This is a genomic window from Methylomonas sp. TEB (assembly GCF_047777895.1).
Classification (GTDB): Bacteria; Pseudomonadota; Gammaproteobacteria; order Methylococcales; family Methylomonadaceae; genus Methylomonas.
The window spans coordinates 1,754,749-1,770,258 of record NZ_CP180476.1 but is presented as its reverse complement, the minus strand read 5'-3'; the positions used below and the strand labels follow the sequence as shown (position 1 = coordinate 1,770,258).

General features: G+C 54.4%; 14 protein-coding genes. 8 read left to right on the top strand and 6 right to left on the bottom strand.

Annotation, left to right across the window (positions count from 1 at the left end):
• Nucleotides 1-85 precede the first annotated feature (85 nt).
• The 5 genes from ACMXD4_RS08030 to ACMXD4_RS08010 all read right to left on the bottom strand — a co-directional run bounded on the left by ACMXD4_RS08030 (nucleotide 86) and on the right by ACMXD4_RS08010 (nucleotide 5,143).
• Complete coding sequence (locus tag ACMXD4_RS08030) at nucleotides 86-2,548, bottom strand: TonB-dependent siderophore receptor (protein ID WP_415880411.1); 2,463 nt, start codon at nucleotides 2,546-2,548, stop codon at nucleotides 86-88.
• Between the two features lie 284 nt (nucleotides 2,549-2,832).
• The gene (locus tag ACMXD4_RS08025; RefSeq protein ID WP_415880410.1) at nucleotides 2,833-3,276 is read right to left on the bottom strand and encodes a roadblock/LC7 domain-containing protein; all 444 of its coding nucleotides are present in this window, start codon (nucleotides 3,274-3,276) and stop codon (nucleotides 2,833-2,835) included.
• Nucleotides 3,277-3,296: 20 nt separating this feature from the next.
• Nucleotides 3,297-3,710 carry a roadblock/LC7 domain-containing protein gene (locus ACMXD4_RS08020; RefSeq protein ID WP_033155353.1) on the bottom strand — a complete coding sequence of 138 codons (414 nt, stop codon included), beginning with the start codon at nucleotides 3,708-3,710 and terminating at the stop codon, nucleotides 3,297-3,299.
• A gap of 33 nt (nucleotides 3,711-3,743) precedes the next feature.
• On the bottom strand, nucleotides 3,744-4,292 hold the full coding sequence (locus ACMXD4_RS08015) for a V4R domain-containing protein (RefSeq protein ID WP_051669630.1): 549 nt from the start codon (nucleotides 4,290-4,292) through the stop codon (nucleotides 3,744-3,746).
• 23 nt (nucleotides 4,293-4,315) lie between these two features.
• The gene (locus ACMXD4_RS08010) at nucleotides 4,316-5,143 is read right to left on the bottom strand and encodes an OmpA family protein (protein ID WP_415880409.1); all 828 of its coding nucleotides are present in this window, start codon (nucleotides 5,141-5,143) and stop codon (nucleotides 4,316-4,318) included.
• A gap of 330 nt (nucleotides 5,144-5,473) precedes the next feature.
• On the opposite strand from ACMXD4_RS08010, the gene ACMXD4_RS08005 reads away from it, so the two are divergent.
• Nucleotides 5,474-6,268, top strand: a complete 795-nt coding sequence (locus tag ACMXD4_RS08005) for an EAL domain-containing protein (RefSeq protein ID WP_101055199.1) — start codon at nucleotides 5,474-5,476, stop codon at nucleotides 6,266-6,268.
• A gap of 16 nt (nucleotides 6,269-6,284) precedes the next feature.
• Here ACMXD4_RS08005 and amrS read toward each other — a convergent pair whose 3' ends face one another.
• The gene (gene amrS / locus ACMXD4_RS08000) at nucleotides 6,285-7,367 is read right to left on the bottom strand and encodes an AmmeMemoRadiSam system radical SAM enzyme (protein ID WP_415880408.1); all 1,083 of its coding nucleotides are present in this window, start codon (nucleotides 7,365-7,367) and stop codon (nucleotides 6,285-6,287) included.
• Nucleotides 7,368-7,522: 155 nt separating this feature from the next.
• On the opposite strand from amrS, the gene amrB reads away from it, so the two are divergent.
• The 7 genes from amrB (at nucleotide 7,523) to ACMXD4_RS07965 (ending at nucleotide 15,490) form a co-directional block, all read left to right on the top strand.
• A complete protein-coding gene (gene amrB, locus ACMXD4_RS07995) occupies nucleotides 7,523-8,302 on the top strand; it encodes an AmmeMemoRadiSam system protein B (RefSeq protein WP_415880407.1) in 780 nt (259 codons plus the stop codon).
• Nucleotides 8,289-8,846: an AmmeMemoRadiSam system protein A gene (amrA, locus tag ACMXD4_RS07990; protein WP_415880406.1), complete on the top strand. Its 558-nt coding sequence runs from the start codon at nucleotides 8,289-8,291 to the stop codon at nucleotides 8,844-8,846. The genes amrB and amrA overlap by 14 nt, the downstream gene beginning before the upstream one ends.
• Nucleotides 8,847-9,050: 204 nt before the next feature.
• On the top strand, nucleotides 9,051-10,517 hold the full coding sequence (gene zwf, locus ACMXD4_RS07985) for a glucose-6-phosphate dehydrogenase (RefSeq protein WP_101055191.1): 1,467 nt from the start codon (nucleotides 9,051-9,053) through the stop codon (nucleotides 10,515-10,517).
• Between the two features lie 31 nt (nucleotides 10,518-10,548).
• Nucleotides 10,549-11,259 carry a 6-phosphogluconolactonase gene (gene pgl / locus ACMXD4_RS07980; RefSeq protein WP_033155358.1) on the top strand — a complete coding sequence of 237 codons (711 nt, stop codon included), beginning with the start codon at nucleotides 10,549-10,551 and terminating at the stop codon, nucleotides 11,257-11,259.
• A 104-nt stretch (nucleotides 11,260-11,363) separates the two neighbouring features.
• A complete protein-coding gene (edd, locus tag ACMXD4_RS07975; RefSeq protein ID WP_415880405.1) occupies nucleotides 11,364-13,184 on the top strand; it encodes a phosphogluconate dehydratase in 1,821 nt (606 codons plus the stop codon).
• A 141-nt stretch (nucleotides 13,185-13,325) separates the two neighbouring features.
• Nucleotides 13,326-14,771, top strand: coding sequence for a decarboxylating NADP(+)-dependent phosphogluconate dehydrogenase (gene gnd / locus ACMXD4_RS07970; protein ID WP_415880404.1), 1,446 nt, complete (start codon nucleotides 13,326-13,328; stop codon nucleotides 14,769-14,771).
• A gap of 89 nt (nucleotides 14,772-14,860) precedes the next feature.
• Nucleotides 14,861-15,490: a bifunctional 4-hydroxy-2-oxoglutarate aldolase/2-dehydro-3-deoxy-phosphogluconate aldolase gene (locus ACMXD4_RS07965; protein WP_101055183.1), complete on the top strand. Its 630-nt coding sequence runs from the start codon at nucleotides 14,861-14,863 to the stop codon at nucleotides 15,488-15,490.
• The last annotated feature ends 20 nt before the right edge of the window (nucleotides 15,491-15,510 follow it).

The following is a 15,510-nucleotide window of genomic DNA, read 5'->3' as shown; positions in this document are numbered from 1 at the left end:
AACATCGGCAATGCCCAATGCTAACCGGCTTGCCGCTGCGAAACAGTACCGATAGTCGGCTAGTGCCATAGTCTTAGCCCCGGTATCAAAACTTCACCGAAAAGTTGATCATCAACTCGCGGGGCCTGCTGCGGCTGCTTTGCGAAGGCCGGTATTGTTCGTCCAGCAGGTTTTTGCCCATCAGATCCACGCTCATACTATGCCCTCCCACTTCCCAGGTATAACCGATGAGGGCGTTCAACAAGGCATAAGTTTGCCGCGAGCTAGCCGGACTATCGGGTAACAGAGTCTGATCGAAGACCAGATTGACGCCGCCGCCCAGATGCAGGCCGCGTAGCGCCTCAATGCTAAAGTCGTAACGTGTCCAAAGGTTGGCCAGATGCGGCGCGCTCATTTGCAGCGGCGCGTTGTGGAAGCGATTGACGTTCTTGTAGTTAGCCAGCCCCGCTGCATCGAGCGTGCCGGGGTCTTGGGCGAGGATGGCATGGTCCTGACCGCTGAATTCGGTGATCCTGGCATCCATATAGCTGTAGGACAGATACAGTTGCCAGTCGTCTGTCAGTTTAGCGGTGGCGTCCCATTCAATACCCCGGGAACGCTGTTCACCGCTTTGCAGACCGTAAATGGTGATGCCGCCGGCGGAATTGGTCAACGCCATATCGTTGACGATGTTTTTATTTAAGATCTCGAAGTAAGTCAGCGTGCTGGACAAACGACCGTCAAACCAGTCCGCTTTAATGCCGACATCGTAACCCCAGCCCTCAGTCGGCCTAGGAATCGACGTGCTACCGTCCAGATTGTTGGCCGGAAAAGTACCCGGCACGAACGATTCCGCGTAGCTGGCGAACAACGACCATTCGGGTGCCAGCTTGAAGAGCAGCCCGTATTGGGGCGTGACCGCGCTTGCGGTGGCGCCCTGTGCTTGGCCGGTCAGGCGGTTTGTGTATTGGCTTTCTGTTGATGTCCAGCGCCAACCGGCCAACAGCAGCAAACGGTCATCGAAAAAACCGAAGGTAGAGCTGCCGTAGACCGATTTGTCGACAGCGTTCACGTTCTCGTCGGTGAGGCTGGTCGTCAGCCGGGATAAGGGTATCGCCGTATGCCGGTTCCAGGTGTTGGGATTGCCGAGATCCCACAAAGGCAAGGGCGAAGCGGTGGGATTGCTGCCCAAGGCCGGATCGTTGGGTGCCTGGCCGGCGGTGCGATGGAAGTTGCGGTCAATGTATTGACCGCCCAGCAGCAAGCGCAGACTGGCGAAGCCCAAGTCATACTTACCCACGCCTTGCAGTTCTATCGTGTCGTCACGGTTGCTGTAGGCTTGCTGCCTGACTCGGCGACCCTGCATCAACGTCGTGTTATTACTCATGCCCAAGTTACCGGTAAACAGCGCATCGACATCGTATTCCAGATGCGAATAGCCGGTACGTAGATTCCAGTGTTCGTCGGCCTTAAAGTCTATCCAGGTACTGAGATTGTGGGTGTGACTATGCCGATAGTCGCTGTAAGCCATGCTGTTCCAATTGTCGGGCAAGCCCGGCACATCGACGCCGGAAAGGTTGGGGTCCGCGGCAGTGGGCAATACGCCGGCCTGGGTGTTGTAGCCGGGCTTTTGCATCAGCTGGGGCTCTTCGATCTTCTCGAAGTTTTCGTATTTTACCGAGACACTCAAGCGGTCGCTGGGTTGCCAAAGCAAAGAAGGCGAGATATTCCAGGAATGGGCATCATAGGGCTCCCAATAATGCATATCCTGATCATAGGAAGCCGCCAGCCGGTAGAACAGGTTTTTTGTAGCCGGTCCCGTCACGTCAACATCAAAACGGTACTCACCGTAGGACCCGTAACGCGCATCCGCAGCAGCGGCAAACCGGCGCTGCGGGCTTTTGGTGATGACATTGACGATACCGCCCGGCGCGACCTGACCGTACAGAAACGATGCCGGCCCCTTGACCACTTCAAGCCGCGAGATATTGGTGAAATCCAAAATGGACGGACCGTGGACGCCGTCGCGCAACGTGTGAATATTGCCGCCGGCCAGAGAACCCACTGCAAAACCGCGAATGGCCAAGTTGGCGTTGCCTTCGTTGAAGTCGTTGCTGCGATAAGTGACTCCCGGCGAATAGCGGGCTATGTCGAAAATATCGCGGGGTTTTTGATCCTTGATGAACGACTCGGTAAAGGCTTGGAGCGCAAACGGCAAATCGCTGATCGGTGCGTCGAAACGGGAGCCGGACACCGAATTCGAGGCAAGGTACCCGCTATCAAGCTGAGAAGACACATCGAACGGCGACACCTTGACATTCACCAGCTCCAGCAGATCCATATCCGCCACATCCCTGCCGGCCTCATCGGCCTGTTCGGAAAGACGGGTGTCGATAACAGCATCGTCAGCCGCTTTCAAATCAGTCGAAAACGTCCGGCCAGCCTGGGAATCGGCTTCGAAGTCGCCGCCGGGTTCCGCCGCCATCGTTAAGGGCTGGCGCAGCACGCTAAACACAAAAACCAGTCCGATAGACCAGCCGACGCCAAATTGAGACCCACAGTCTTTCATTTTGCATCCCCCCAGTGAGATTTATTAACCCGGCCCTTAAACATCGCCCACACCAGCCTGGACTTCGATGAGCTCAGCCCGGACGGCATACCCGCGACCATAGGGCCGGGTTAATAACGCGAAGATCTAGTTATTTTTTTAAAACCGCGGGACAACACCCGCCGTTCACTAAACAGCTTAGTTCAGTTGGTAACGGAGGGCAATTTCTACGAACGTGGGGATGGGGTTTCTCGCCAGCACCCGGCGAGAAGGAAGAAACGACGGCTGGATAGACTTGCCGCCGTCTATTTAGCCTGACTTAACACAGAGGCCAGATTGACGCCCTTGGGACTGGAAATACACAAAATGATAGGCCCGACGCTGAGCATTGCCAGCTTGTTGACGGCACCGACAATGACGATCTGTTCGATCTCGCCCAAACCCAGCGAGGTTTCACCGTGCTGTGCAGCACGAATGGTTTCCTGAATAATCGCCCCGAACGCATCCATATTGGGCGCTTCCGCGGATTGGGCCAGAATCAGGCCGTCGTGGTAGGCTGCGCAAGCGCTTACGCCATCGATCTTGACCACTTTATCCACCACAGACTGCACGGCGTCGATGAATGCCGCGCGCTTTAAGCGGGTGGCTTCACTGACATTGACGATGTCGGCCGCAGGTTGTCGGCGCGCGGCGAGATAATCGTCGGCGAGCGTATCCAACTGCGCCAACTGCGATTCAAACCAATGCATATTTAAGCTCTAGACGGCGGTTAATTGGCCAGATAACTGGTAAACAATTTTTTCAATACCGGAATGGTTTCTTTTAATTCAAACCGCACCCGTCCTAACAACGCTTCCCGCTGGGTGACCAGAGCCAGAATAAAGCCCGCATCTATCGGGGTCGATAAAATGTAGCCGTCGTTGTTTTCGCAGATCACCATATTGGTTAAATGATGGCCGACATGTTGCGCCGCTTTGGCCGCCGCGCCGAACACCACCTGCACCGAAGCGCCGATGGCGTCGGTGTTGATTTCAAAATCGCGGTGAATATGCGTGACAAAGCCGTCGCTATCGACAATGGCCGCTGCCGATACGCCCTGGATGTTCATCAGATTGCGCAGGATGGAATCGATTTCGTTGTTCTGAGATTTGCGCGGATCGAGAAATTGGACATTACTACTCATGTTGCTCTCCTGATGCTTTTAATAATTATCAACCTACAGTAAGTCGACGCGGATTAAACACGTCTTGTCACCCAGCGCGTTGCACTTGGTTTCGGTGGCCTTTACATTACGATTGAAAAAAGTTTTGACGATGCCGCCGACCATGCCGGCTTCGAAATGACAAATAGGCGCCGACACATGATGAATACCGGCGCAGGACACGCATTCGTCCACCCTTAACTCCAGCACGCCCGCGGACAAGTCCACTTTATCCGGCACCACCAAGCCGATACTCAGCTGCCGGCACAGCAATTTGATTTTGCCGACATAGGTCTCCAGGTCTTTATCGATATTGGCGGCGGCAATTTGGCCCATCGCCAAACCCAAACTCTGGCCCGAGTGATAAACCAGCGAAGGAGCACCCTGGCCTAATATGTCTTCTACGTTTGAACCCAAAGCCACCATGCGCAAGGCTTGAAACAAGCGAATGGGAATCAGCGGGCCCAGATCGTTGCGATTTTCGATATCGAACTCGCCGGAAATAATACCGTCGAGAATTTGCTGCTGGGCTATCTGATAGTCTGATTTACTGTTTTGTATCATAGCGTCTACCCTCTTCAATTCGGTTAATTATCCACACACTGCAATTCGACCCGACGATTTAAGGCCTGGCCCTCTTTGGTATCGTTCGGCGCCGCCGGATTTCTCATACCTTCCGATGCGGTGAAGATGGCTGTTGAGCCGATACCTTTGCCGACCAACAGTTTTTTAACGACATTAGCCCGCGTCAAGCCCAACTGCACGTTGGCGGCATCACTACCCAAATTGCAGGTATGCCCGGTCAGTTTGATCCGGTTTTGGCAGCTTCTGGCCGCGCTCAATAGTTCGTTGCTGCTGTTCGCAGATTCCGGCGTTAATTTGCTGGAATCGAATTTGAAATACACGGTAAAAGACGACGTACCAGAGGTTTGCGCCGCAGTATCCGGCGAGACTTTGGGAATACCCGCCGCGGTCGGCTCAGTAGGTAACTCAGGCATCGGGTCCGATGTTTGCGGATTGTCATTTCCGGATGCCGACTGTTGCGCCTCTTGCTTCGCAGCAATCGCTTGATCCGGTTTAGCCTCGGCAAGCAAGGTTGGAGCGACTTCTGTTGAGGGCTGCGGTGCTTGGGTATCGGGGGTTGCCGGCTCAGGAACGGTGGCTGGTGTTGCCGGTTTACTCAAGCCTGCAGTCTGGCTAATGGCTGGCGGCTTTTGCGCTAAATCAGGCACTAAAACCGCCACCACGGCCAGCAAACCAATCACACCAAGCAACCACGGCACATTGCTGCGCAAGGGTTTTTTAAAGGTTTTGTCTGATTTGCCTTGCGGATTGGCAGAACTCAGCCGCGCTTTGTCCGTAGACGGAATAATGCCATCCAGGCCGTCGTGATCGAGTGATCGAGGTTTTTTCATGGAATTCCCTTAAGTTCCGTTTGCCAGAAGCCTGCTGAATATTTGCAGGGACAGTGTGAGCAAGCACCGACTTAAATTTGTTGGGCTATCATATGCAAGTTTCCCTGCAGAATCAAAATTGATGCTGGTTCAAATAATTAAATCTTAGGATTTGACACTGAACTATTTGGGTGAACCCCGAAACCAATTTGTTCCCGCACCATCGAATACTTGCGAAGCAAATGATGATTCGCATCAACTTCGCTACACTTGATAATAACGATTACCAGGGACGCAAGCCTGCTCAAGCAAGGATGATCAACATCCTGACATCGATTTCGAGAATCCGTTATGCCAGAAAAAACCACGCCAAATTCGCCACAGACCAACACCAATACCGACCTGCCCAGCTGTAACCGTTGCCGAGACCTGGAAGAACTGGATTTCGATTTTAGTTTTGCCTATCAGCCCATCGTCAATTTTTTTGCCCGCACCGTTTTTGCCCACGAAGCGCTGGTGCGCGGTGTTAACGGCGAATCGGCCGCATCGATACTCGCCAAAGTCACCGATGCCAACCGCTATCGCTTCGACCAAAACTGCCGGATTAAAGCCGTGGAGGGCGCAGCGAGGTTGGGTATCCAGGAGTTTGTATCGATTAACTTCATGCCGAATGCGGTTTACCAACCCGAAGCCTGTATCCGCTCGACTTTTGAAGCCGCGCAACGCTACAACTTTTCCAAAGACCGCATCATTTTCGAAGTGATTGAAGGCGAGGATGTGTCCGACCGTCCGCATTTAATCAATATATTCACCGAATACCGGCGCTTTGGTTTTAAAACCGCTATCGACGACTTCGGCGCGGGCTACGCCGGCCTGAACCTACTCGCCGAATTCCAGCCGGATGTGCTGAAACTGGATATGGATTTGGTGCGCGACATCAATCTCAGCAAGCCCAAGCAGGCGATAGTGGGAGGGGTTGTGCAAATCTGCCGCGAACTCGGCATCGAAGTGCTGGCGGAAGGCATCGAAACCAAGGCCGAACGGGATTTTCTGCTGGGCTGCGGCGTCACGCTGTTTCAAGGCTATCTATTCTGCAAACCCACATTTCAGGCTATCGGCCAAATCAATCCGGATGCCTGGTCTTAAGAGCAGACCCACTACCTTAAAACTTGACTGCCTGGCGCTTGGCGCCCCAATCGCCGGGTAAAGGATTAAACACCCCGGCACAAGAACGTCCGCAAAACCGGCAGTTGCCGGCGGCATCCAAATTCCAATCCGACAGCTCGTACCAATCGCGACCGATCAAAATTTTCCCGCAGCCGTGGCAATAGGTGCTCTCCGCCGATTTGTCGTGAACATTGCCAACATAGGCGTAACGCACGCCATTTTTCAAGGCAATGCTGCGCGCCAGCAACAATGTGGACCGCGGCGTGTGCGGGGTATCCGTCATTTTCCAATCCGGATGAAACGCGGTGAAATGCATGGGCACATCCGGACCAAGATGCTCGACCACCCATTGGGTCATGGCTTCCAATTCGGTCTCGGAATCGTTGGCGCCGGGAATCAGCAACGTGGTCAACTCCAACCAGACCGGGGTCTCGTGTTTTAAATATTGCAGCGTTTCCAGCACCGCTTGCAGATGGCCACCGGTGATCTTGTGGTAAAAATCCTCGGAGAAGGCTTTTAAATCGACATTGGCCGCGTCCATGTAGCGGTAAAACTCGGCGCGCGGCTCGGCGCAGACGTAGCCGGCGGTCACAGCCACGGACTTCAAACCCAGCTCCCGGCAGGCTTGCGCCGTATCGATGGCGTATTCGTGGAAAATCACCGGATCGTTGTAGGTATAGGCGACGCTGCTGCAAGCGTGCTCCAGTGCGGCTCGGGCTATTGCTTCCGGCTCGGCCCGGCTCATCAGCGTATCCATCTCCCGCGACTTGCTGATGTCCCAATTCTGGCAAAATTTGCAGGCTAAATTGCAGCCCGCGGTGCCGAAAGAAAAAATCGGCGTGCCGGGTAAAAAATGGTTTAGCGGCTTTTTCTCAATGGGATCGATGGCAAAACCGCTGGAGCGGCCGTAACTGGTCATCACGATTTGCCCGTCCAAATTCTGCCGCACAAAGCACAAGCCGCGTTGGCCTTCATGCAATTTGCAAAAGCGCGGACACAAGTCGCACTGCACCTTGCCGTCGGCCAAGACATGCCAATAACGGGTGGCGGCGGTATCCGCGCTGAGTAAAGTAGTCATGGCGATGCTCCTTGAACCCCAAGCATAAAATTGGGTCGTTATCGGCGAGAGTTAGCAGTAGAATAAACCCAAGATGAGCGAGGTATTCAATTTTTTGATGCGCCGCTATCCGCCCGGCTTCTGATCGTATTAAAACTTTAAAAAAGGATCAGCGCATGAATAGAAAACCCGCCGTAGCAGGACGGTTTTATCCTGCCCACCCCCAACAACTCCACGATGCGGTGTCCGGCTATTTGCAGGACCTACGCCCCACCGGCAAAGCGCCCAAAGCTATGATCGTGCCGCATGCCGGATACGTTTACTCCGGGCCGATAGCCGCTACCGCTTACGCCCGTTTAAAGCCGGCCGCTGCCACCATTACCCGCGTGGTATTGATCGGCCCTTCTCATCGCGTGGCGTTTCGCGGCTTGGCAGTCAGTAGAACTCAGGCTTACACCACCCCGCTCGGCGATGTTGAGGTAGACAAGGCAGCTATCGAAGCCTTAGTCAGTTTGCCGTTTGTGGAATACATCGAACAAGCCCACACGCTGGAACACAGCCTGGAAGTGCATCTGCCGTTTCTGCAATCGGTTTTACAGCAATTCACGCTGATCCCCATCGTGGCCGGCGACGCCAGTCCCGAACAAGTCAGCCAAACTCTGGAGCTGTTGTGGGGCGGCGATGAAACCTTGCTGGTCATCAGCTCCGATCTTAGCCATTATCACGACTACGACACCGCCAAACGTCTGGATCAAGCGACCAGCCGAATGATAGAACAGTTGCAATACAATGAAATTTGCGGCGAGGCCGCCTGCGGCAAGGTGCCGGTCAACGGCTTGTTGAAGCTACTGAAACAAAAAGGTCTGTCTATTAAAACCATAGATCTGCGCAATTCCGGCGACACGGCCGGTAACAAACAGCAAGTGGTGGGATACGGTGCCTATGTCGTTGACTGAAACCTCGCAAAATCGCTTGCTGGCACTAGCCCGGCAATCCATAGCCCACGGCTTGGAAACCGGTCGGCCGTTACCGGTTGATTTGGATACTTATCCAGCGGAATTACGCGAAATCCGCGCGACTTTCGTCACCCTGGAACGCCGTGGCCAATTGCGCGGCTGTATCGGCATGCTGGAAGCGGTAAGGCCTCTGGCGGAAGATGTGGCCGAAAATGCCTTTGCGGCAGCGTTCCGGGATCGACGCTTTCCGCCATTAGCCGCTGGTGAACTGGCCGATCTTGACTTACATATTTCCGTGCTTAGCCCCGCCGTAGCGCTGACATTTTTGTCCGAAGCGGATCTGATCGCGCAACTGCGCCCCGGCATAGACGGCATCATCTTGCAGGAAGGCGCCCGGCGCGGCACCTTCCTGCCCTCGGTGTGGGAGGATTTACCCAACCCCACCGAGTTTTTACAACACTTAAAACAAAAGGCCGGCTTACCCGCCGCCTATTGGTCTGACAAGATACAAGCCTATCGTTATACCACCGAGATGTTCGGCTAGCAGTCAAGCGTTTTGTGCGCCGCCAACCCCTATAAATCCGGCCTTGGCGGCCTTTGATCTTGTTCCAAACCGACAACGAACATTATAATGGCGGCATTTTCGACTGATCCGGGCTCAGAGTTTCCTGCAACGTGCGTTTAGTTTACGCGCGGAAATCGACATGCCAAAGCCGATCAACCCTCTTCTTCATTCCTAGTATCACTGATGAAAAATCAAAATTACAAACCTTGCGACCTGGTGATTTACGGCGCATTGGGTGACCTATCGAAACGAAAGTTACTGATTTCGTTGTATCGTCTGGAAAAATCCAATTTGCTGGAAGCCGATACCCGGATTATCGGCGTCGACCGTTTGGAGGAAACCAGCGAAGGCTTCGTCCAAATTGCCCATAACAGCCTGAAATCGTTCTTAAACAAAGAGATAAACCCGGAAATCTGGGAGCGGCTGTCGCAAAGATTATCGTACTTGAAAATCGACCTGACTCAACCGGAGCAATATCTGCAGTTGAATGCCGCAGTCGATCCGGAAAAGCGGGTGATGGTCAACTATTTTGCGGTAGCGCCGTTTCTATTCAAAAGTATCTGCCAGGGTTTGCAAAGCTGCGGCGTATTAACCGCCGAATCGCGGATGGTGATGGAAAAACCCATCGGCCACGACTTGAAGTCTTCCAAGGAGATCAACGACGTCGTCGAAGAAGTCTTCCAGGAAGATCAGGTCTACCGTATCGACCATTACCTGGGCAAAGAGACGGTACTGAATCTGCTGGCCCTGCGTTTTGCCAACTCGATTTTCACTACCAACTGGAACCACAATACAATCGATCATATCCAGATTACGGTGGGTGAAGACATCGGCATCGAAGGCCGCTGGGAATACTTTGATAAAACCGGCCAGTTGCGCGACATGCTGCAAAATCACTTACTGCAGATTCTGACCTTTGTAGCGATGGAACCGCCGGCCGATCTGGAAGCTGAAAGCATCCACATGGAAAAAATCAAGGTGTTGAAAGCCTTGCGGCCGATTACCGCACGCAATGTCGAGGAAAAAACCGTGCGCGGCCAATATACCGCCGGTTTCATTAAAGGCGCGGCGGTGCCGGGTTATCTGGAAGAGGAAGGCGCCAACAAGGAAAGCACCACCGAAAGCTTCGTGGCAATTAGGGTGGACATCGACAACTGGCGTTGGGCCGGCGTACCTTTTTACATGCGCACCGGCAAACGCATGCCCAACAAGCGTACCGAGATCGTCGTCAACTTTAAACAATTGCCGCACAACATTTTCAAAGACAGCTTCCGCGACCTGCCGGCCAATAAACTGGTGATCCATTTGCAGCCCAACGAAGGCGTGGATGTGGTGATGTTGAACAAGGTGCCGGGCATAGACGGTAATATCAAATTGCAACAAACCAAGCTGGACTTGAGTTTTTCGGAAACCTTCAAGAAAAACAGTATTTTCGGCGGCTACGAAAAACTGATTCTGGAAGCCCTGCGCGGCAACACCACGCTGTTTTTAAGCCGCGAGGAAATCGAACAAGCCTGGGCCTGGGTCGATTCGATCCAAGACGCCTGGGCGCAAAACCACAGCGCTCCAAAATCTTACCCGGCTGGCAGCTGGGGGCCGATTGCCTCCGTGGCATTATTGGCCCGCGACGGCCGCGCCTGGGAAGAGTAATCAATCTGTATCCATCACGAGAACAACGAACATGGTTAGAGAATTTTTTTTCGAACAACGTAACCACCTGTTTACCGCCTTGGTGGCCGAATGCCAGGATGTTTTGTCCGAAGCCGTCAGCAAACACGGTCAAGCCACTTTATTGGTGTCCGGCGGCAGCACCCCTGCCCCGCTTTATGAAGCTTTATCCAAATCCGATTTGAATTGGAAAAAAATCAAGGTGGCATTGGTAGATGAACGCTGGGTAGACAATCAACACAGCGCCAGCAACGAAGCTTTAATTCGCCGCAGCCTGCTGATCAACAACGCCAAAAACGTTGAGTTTATCGGCATGAAAACCCCGGCTGCCAAGGCAAAACAAGGTCAGGCAGAGGCTGAAGGCCGCTACGCCAAACTGCCGCAGCCTTTCACGCTGAGCATCGTCGGCATGGGCCCGGACGGTCATACCGCTTCGCTGTTTCCGCACGCCGAAGGTCTGGCCAACGCATTGAGTGAGGACAATCAAAATCTGACCGCGGCCATCACCGCCATTCAAAGCGAAGTGACCGGCGCCAATACAGAACGCCTGACCCTGACCCGCAACGCTTTATTAAAGTCGGAACGCATCGTGATTTTGTTTACCGGCGAAGATAAGTTGGCGGTGTTCAACAGCGCCCAGAAACCGGGCCCGGTAGAAGACATGCCGATTCGGGCCTTATTGAATCAGGAAGACGTGCCGGTGGAATTGTACTGGGCACCTTAGCCGCTTAAATTTAGGGTGGGTTAGACGCGCATAACCCGATCACTCTCGATTCCAAAACGCCGTTCGGCGCGTCGACACCACCTATCTGCTGCCCTGGAGAGCTTATGCATCCTGTTTTAGAAAAAGTGACCGCCGACGTGGTGGAACGTAGCCGGGAAAGCCGTGCTGCTTATCTGGCCCGCATCGACGCCGCTATTGCCAACGACCCACAACGCACCAATTTGCCTTGCGCGAATCTGGCCCACGGTTTTGCCGTGTGTTCGGCGGCTGAAAAAGACGCCCTGTCGCATGCCGTCAAACCCAACGTCGGCATTATTTCCGCCTACAACGACATGTTGTCGGCGCACGAACCGTATCAACACTACCCGGAACTGATCAAACAAGCAGTGCGCGAAGCCGGCGGCGTCGCCCAATTCGCCGGCGGCGTGCCGGCCATGTGCGACGGCGTCACCCAAGGTATGCCGGGCATGGAATTGTCGCTGTTCAGCCGCGACGTGATCGCGTTATCCACGGCGATTGGCTTGAGCCATAACATGTTCGACGCCGCCTTGTATTTGGGCGTCTGCGACAAAATCGTGCCCGGTTTGCTGATCGGCGCCTTGAGTTTCGGCCACTTGCCTGCCGTTTTCGTGCCCGCCGGGCCGATGACTACCGGCATCTCCAACAAGGAAAAATCCCGCACCCGGCAAAAATTCGCCGAAGGTAAAGTCGGCGAAAAAGAACTGCTGGAATCGGAATCCAAGGCCTACCACAGCCCCGGCACCTGCACCTTTTACGGCACCGCCAACAGCAATCAGATGATGGTGGAAATCATGGGTCTGCACTTGCCCGGCAGTTCTTTCGTCAACCCGTACACCCCGCTGCGCGACGAATTAACCAAAGCCGCTGCCAAACAAGTGTTGAAGTTCACCGCGCTGGGTGACGACTTCCGGCCGATTGCCCACGTGGTCAACGAAAAAGCCATCATCAATGCGATTATCGGCTTACTGGCTACGGGCGGCTCGACCAATCACACCATCCATTTGATCGCCATCGCTCGCGCGGCCGGCATTATCATCAACTGGGACGATTTCGATAATCTATCCAAAGCGATTCCGTTATTGACCAAGATTTACCCGAACGGCCCGGCCGACGTCAACCAGTTCCAAGCTGCCGGCGGAATGGGCTTGTTGATCCAGGAATTGCTGGAACACGGCCTTCTGCACGGCGATATTCTGACCATCGGCGACCAGCGCGGCATGGCGCAATACAGCCAAGTGCCGACGCTGAACGACGGCAAGCTCAGCTGGGAAGCTGGGCCAGCGGTTTCGCTGGATCCGGATGTAATTAGCAGTGTGGCACAACCCTTCGCTGCGTGCGGCGGTCTGCACGTGATGCACGGCAACCTGGGCCGCGGCGTCTCAAAAATTTCCGCGGTCGCGGAAAAGCATCAGGTGGTTACCGCACCGGCAATGGTGTTCGACGACCAACTGGACGTAGTAGCTGCCTTCAAACGCGGCGAACTGGAAAAAGACGTGATCGTGGTGTTGCGCTTCCAGGGCCCAAAAGCGAACGGCATGCCGGAATTGCATAAATTGACGCCGGTATTAGGCGTATTGCAAGACCGGGGCTTTCATGTCGCATTGGTCACGGACGGCCGCATGTCCGGCGCATCCGGCAAGGTACCGTCGGCCATTCACATGTGGCCGGAATGCATAGATGGCGGCCCACTGGCCAAGGTCCGCGACGGCGACATCATTGCCCTGAACACCCAAACCGGGGAAGTCAACGTGCAGGTGGATCAAGCCGAATTCGATGCCCGCGTGCCAACTGCCAACAGCGCTACCGGCCATCATTTTGGTATGGGCCGCGAACTGTTTGGCGCAATGCGGGCAAACGCATCGACTTCGGAAACCGGAGCGACCAATCTGTTTTTCGTGGACTGAGATTCACACGCTTTAAGCAATGCCGTCTTAGTTTCACTTTGCCAAATCCGTCCTTCCACGGAAGGACGACTTTCTTGAAACCAGAATTAAGCAACATTGTGTCATCACCCCACAACGACAACGTTTACAGTAGGCAAGCACATGAAAGCAAATATCGGTTTAATCGGCTTGGCCGTCATGGGACAGAATTTGGTTCTGAACATGAACGACCACGGTTTCAAAGTGGCGGTGTATAACCGCACCGCCAGCAAAGTCGATGAGTTTCTCGACGGCCCGGCTAAAAACACCCAAGTCATTGGCACGCATTCCCTGGAAGAACTGGTGGATAGCCTGGAATCGCCACGAATGATCATGTTAATGGTCAAGGCTGGCACTGTCGTCGATCAATACATCGACGACTTGCTGCCCTTGCTGTCAGCCGGCGACATCATCATCGATGGCGGCAATTCGCTGTTTACCGACACCAACCGCCGCACTCAATATTTGCAGGAAAAAGGCTTACTCTACGTAGGCACCGGCGTCTCCGGCGGCGAAGAAGGCGCCCGCCACGGACCGTCTATCATGCCCGGCGGCAACAAAGCGGCGTGGCCGGCCGTTAAGGCGATCTTCCAAGCCATCAGCGCCCATGTCGACGGCGATCCCTGCTGCGAATGGGTCGGCGATAACGGCGCCGGCCACTACGTAAAAATGGTGCATAACGGCATCGAATACGGCGATATGCAGCTGATATGCGAGGCTTATCAATTGCTGGCCGAAGGGCTGAACCTAAGCACCGATGAAATGCAGGCAATTTTTGCCGAGTGGAATCAAGGCGAATTAAGCTCTTATTTGATCGAAATCACCGCCAATATCCTGGCTTACAAAGAAGACAACGGCCAACCCTTGCTGAACAGCATTCTGGATACCGCCGGCCAAAAAGGCACCGGCAAATGGACCGGCATCAATGCGCTGGACCTAGGTATCCCACTGACCCTGATCGGCGAATCGGTATTTGCCCGTTGCCTGTCCGCGCAAAAAGACGAGCGCATCCGCACAGCCAAAGCCTTACCTAAAACCAGCACCAGCTTTAGCGGCGACAAAGCCGCGATGATTCAGGCTATACGCCAAGCCTTGTACGCCTCGAAAATCATTTCCTACGCGCAAGGCTTTAGATTGATGCGCGAAGCCGCCAAGGAATACCAGCTGGCACTGAATTACGGCGAGATTGCCTTGATGTGGCGCGGCGGCTGTATTATTCGCAGCCAGTTTTTGAACGACATCAAACAGGCTTACGAGCAAAATCCCGAGCTGGAAAACTTGCTGCTGGCCGACTTCTTCGTCGAAGCGATGAAGCAAGCCGAAGCAGGCTGGCGCCAAGCGGTGATTTTGGGCATACAATTGGGCATCCCGACGCCGGCCTTCTCCTCCGCCCTGGCTTATTTCGACGGCTACCGCACCGAACGGCTGCCCGCCAATCTGCTGCAAGCGCAAAGAGACTATTTCGGCGCCCATTCGTACGAACGCATCGACCGGCCCAGAGGCGAGTTTTTTCATACCGACTGGACCGGACACGGCGGCAAAACCGCATCGACAACCTATACGGTTTAGGGTTTACCCCGAGACCGTTGTCGTTTTGTCAAACACGCACGCTTCACGGCGTGGGTTTTCCAAGCACCCTCACATTAGGAAAATAACAAATGACCGTATCAATAAAAGAAGTCATGACCACCTCCCCGGTAATGCCGGTGATGGTAATCAATCAACTGGAACAAGCCGTGCCGCTGGCGCGCGCGTTGGTTGAAGGTGGATTGAAAGTATTGGAAATCACCTTGCGCACACCGGTGGCGCTGGATGCCATCCGCCGCATCAAAGCCGAAGTACCGGGGGCGATTGTCGGTGCCGGCACCATCATCAATACCCAAACCCTGAAAAACGCGATTGATGCCGGCGCGGAATTTATCGTCAGCCCAGGCGTCACCGACAGCTTGCTGGATGCGGCTCTGGCTTCCGGCGTGCCGATTTTGCCTGGCGTCATCACCCCCAGCGAGGTGATGCGTTTGATGGACAGAGGCATTACCGCGATGAAGTTTTTCCCGGCCGAAGCGGCGGGCGGCATCCCAATGCTGAAATCCATCGGCGGCCCGTTGCCGCAAGTGACCTTTTGCCCGACCGGCGGCGTGAATCCGAAAAACGCGGTGGAATATCTGGCGCTAAGTAATGTGGCCTGCGTCGGCGGCTCCTGGATGGCACCGTCCGAACTGGTCGATGCCGGCGATTGGGCGGAAATCACCCGCCGCGCCGCTGAAGCCTCCGCTTTGAAAAAATAAACCCATCGCTAGGGTTTTAA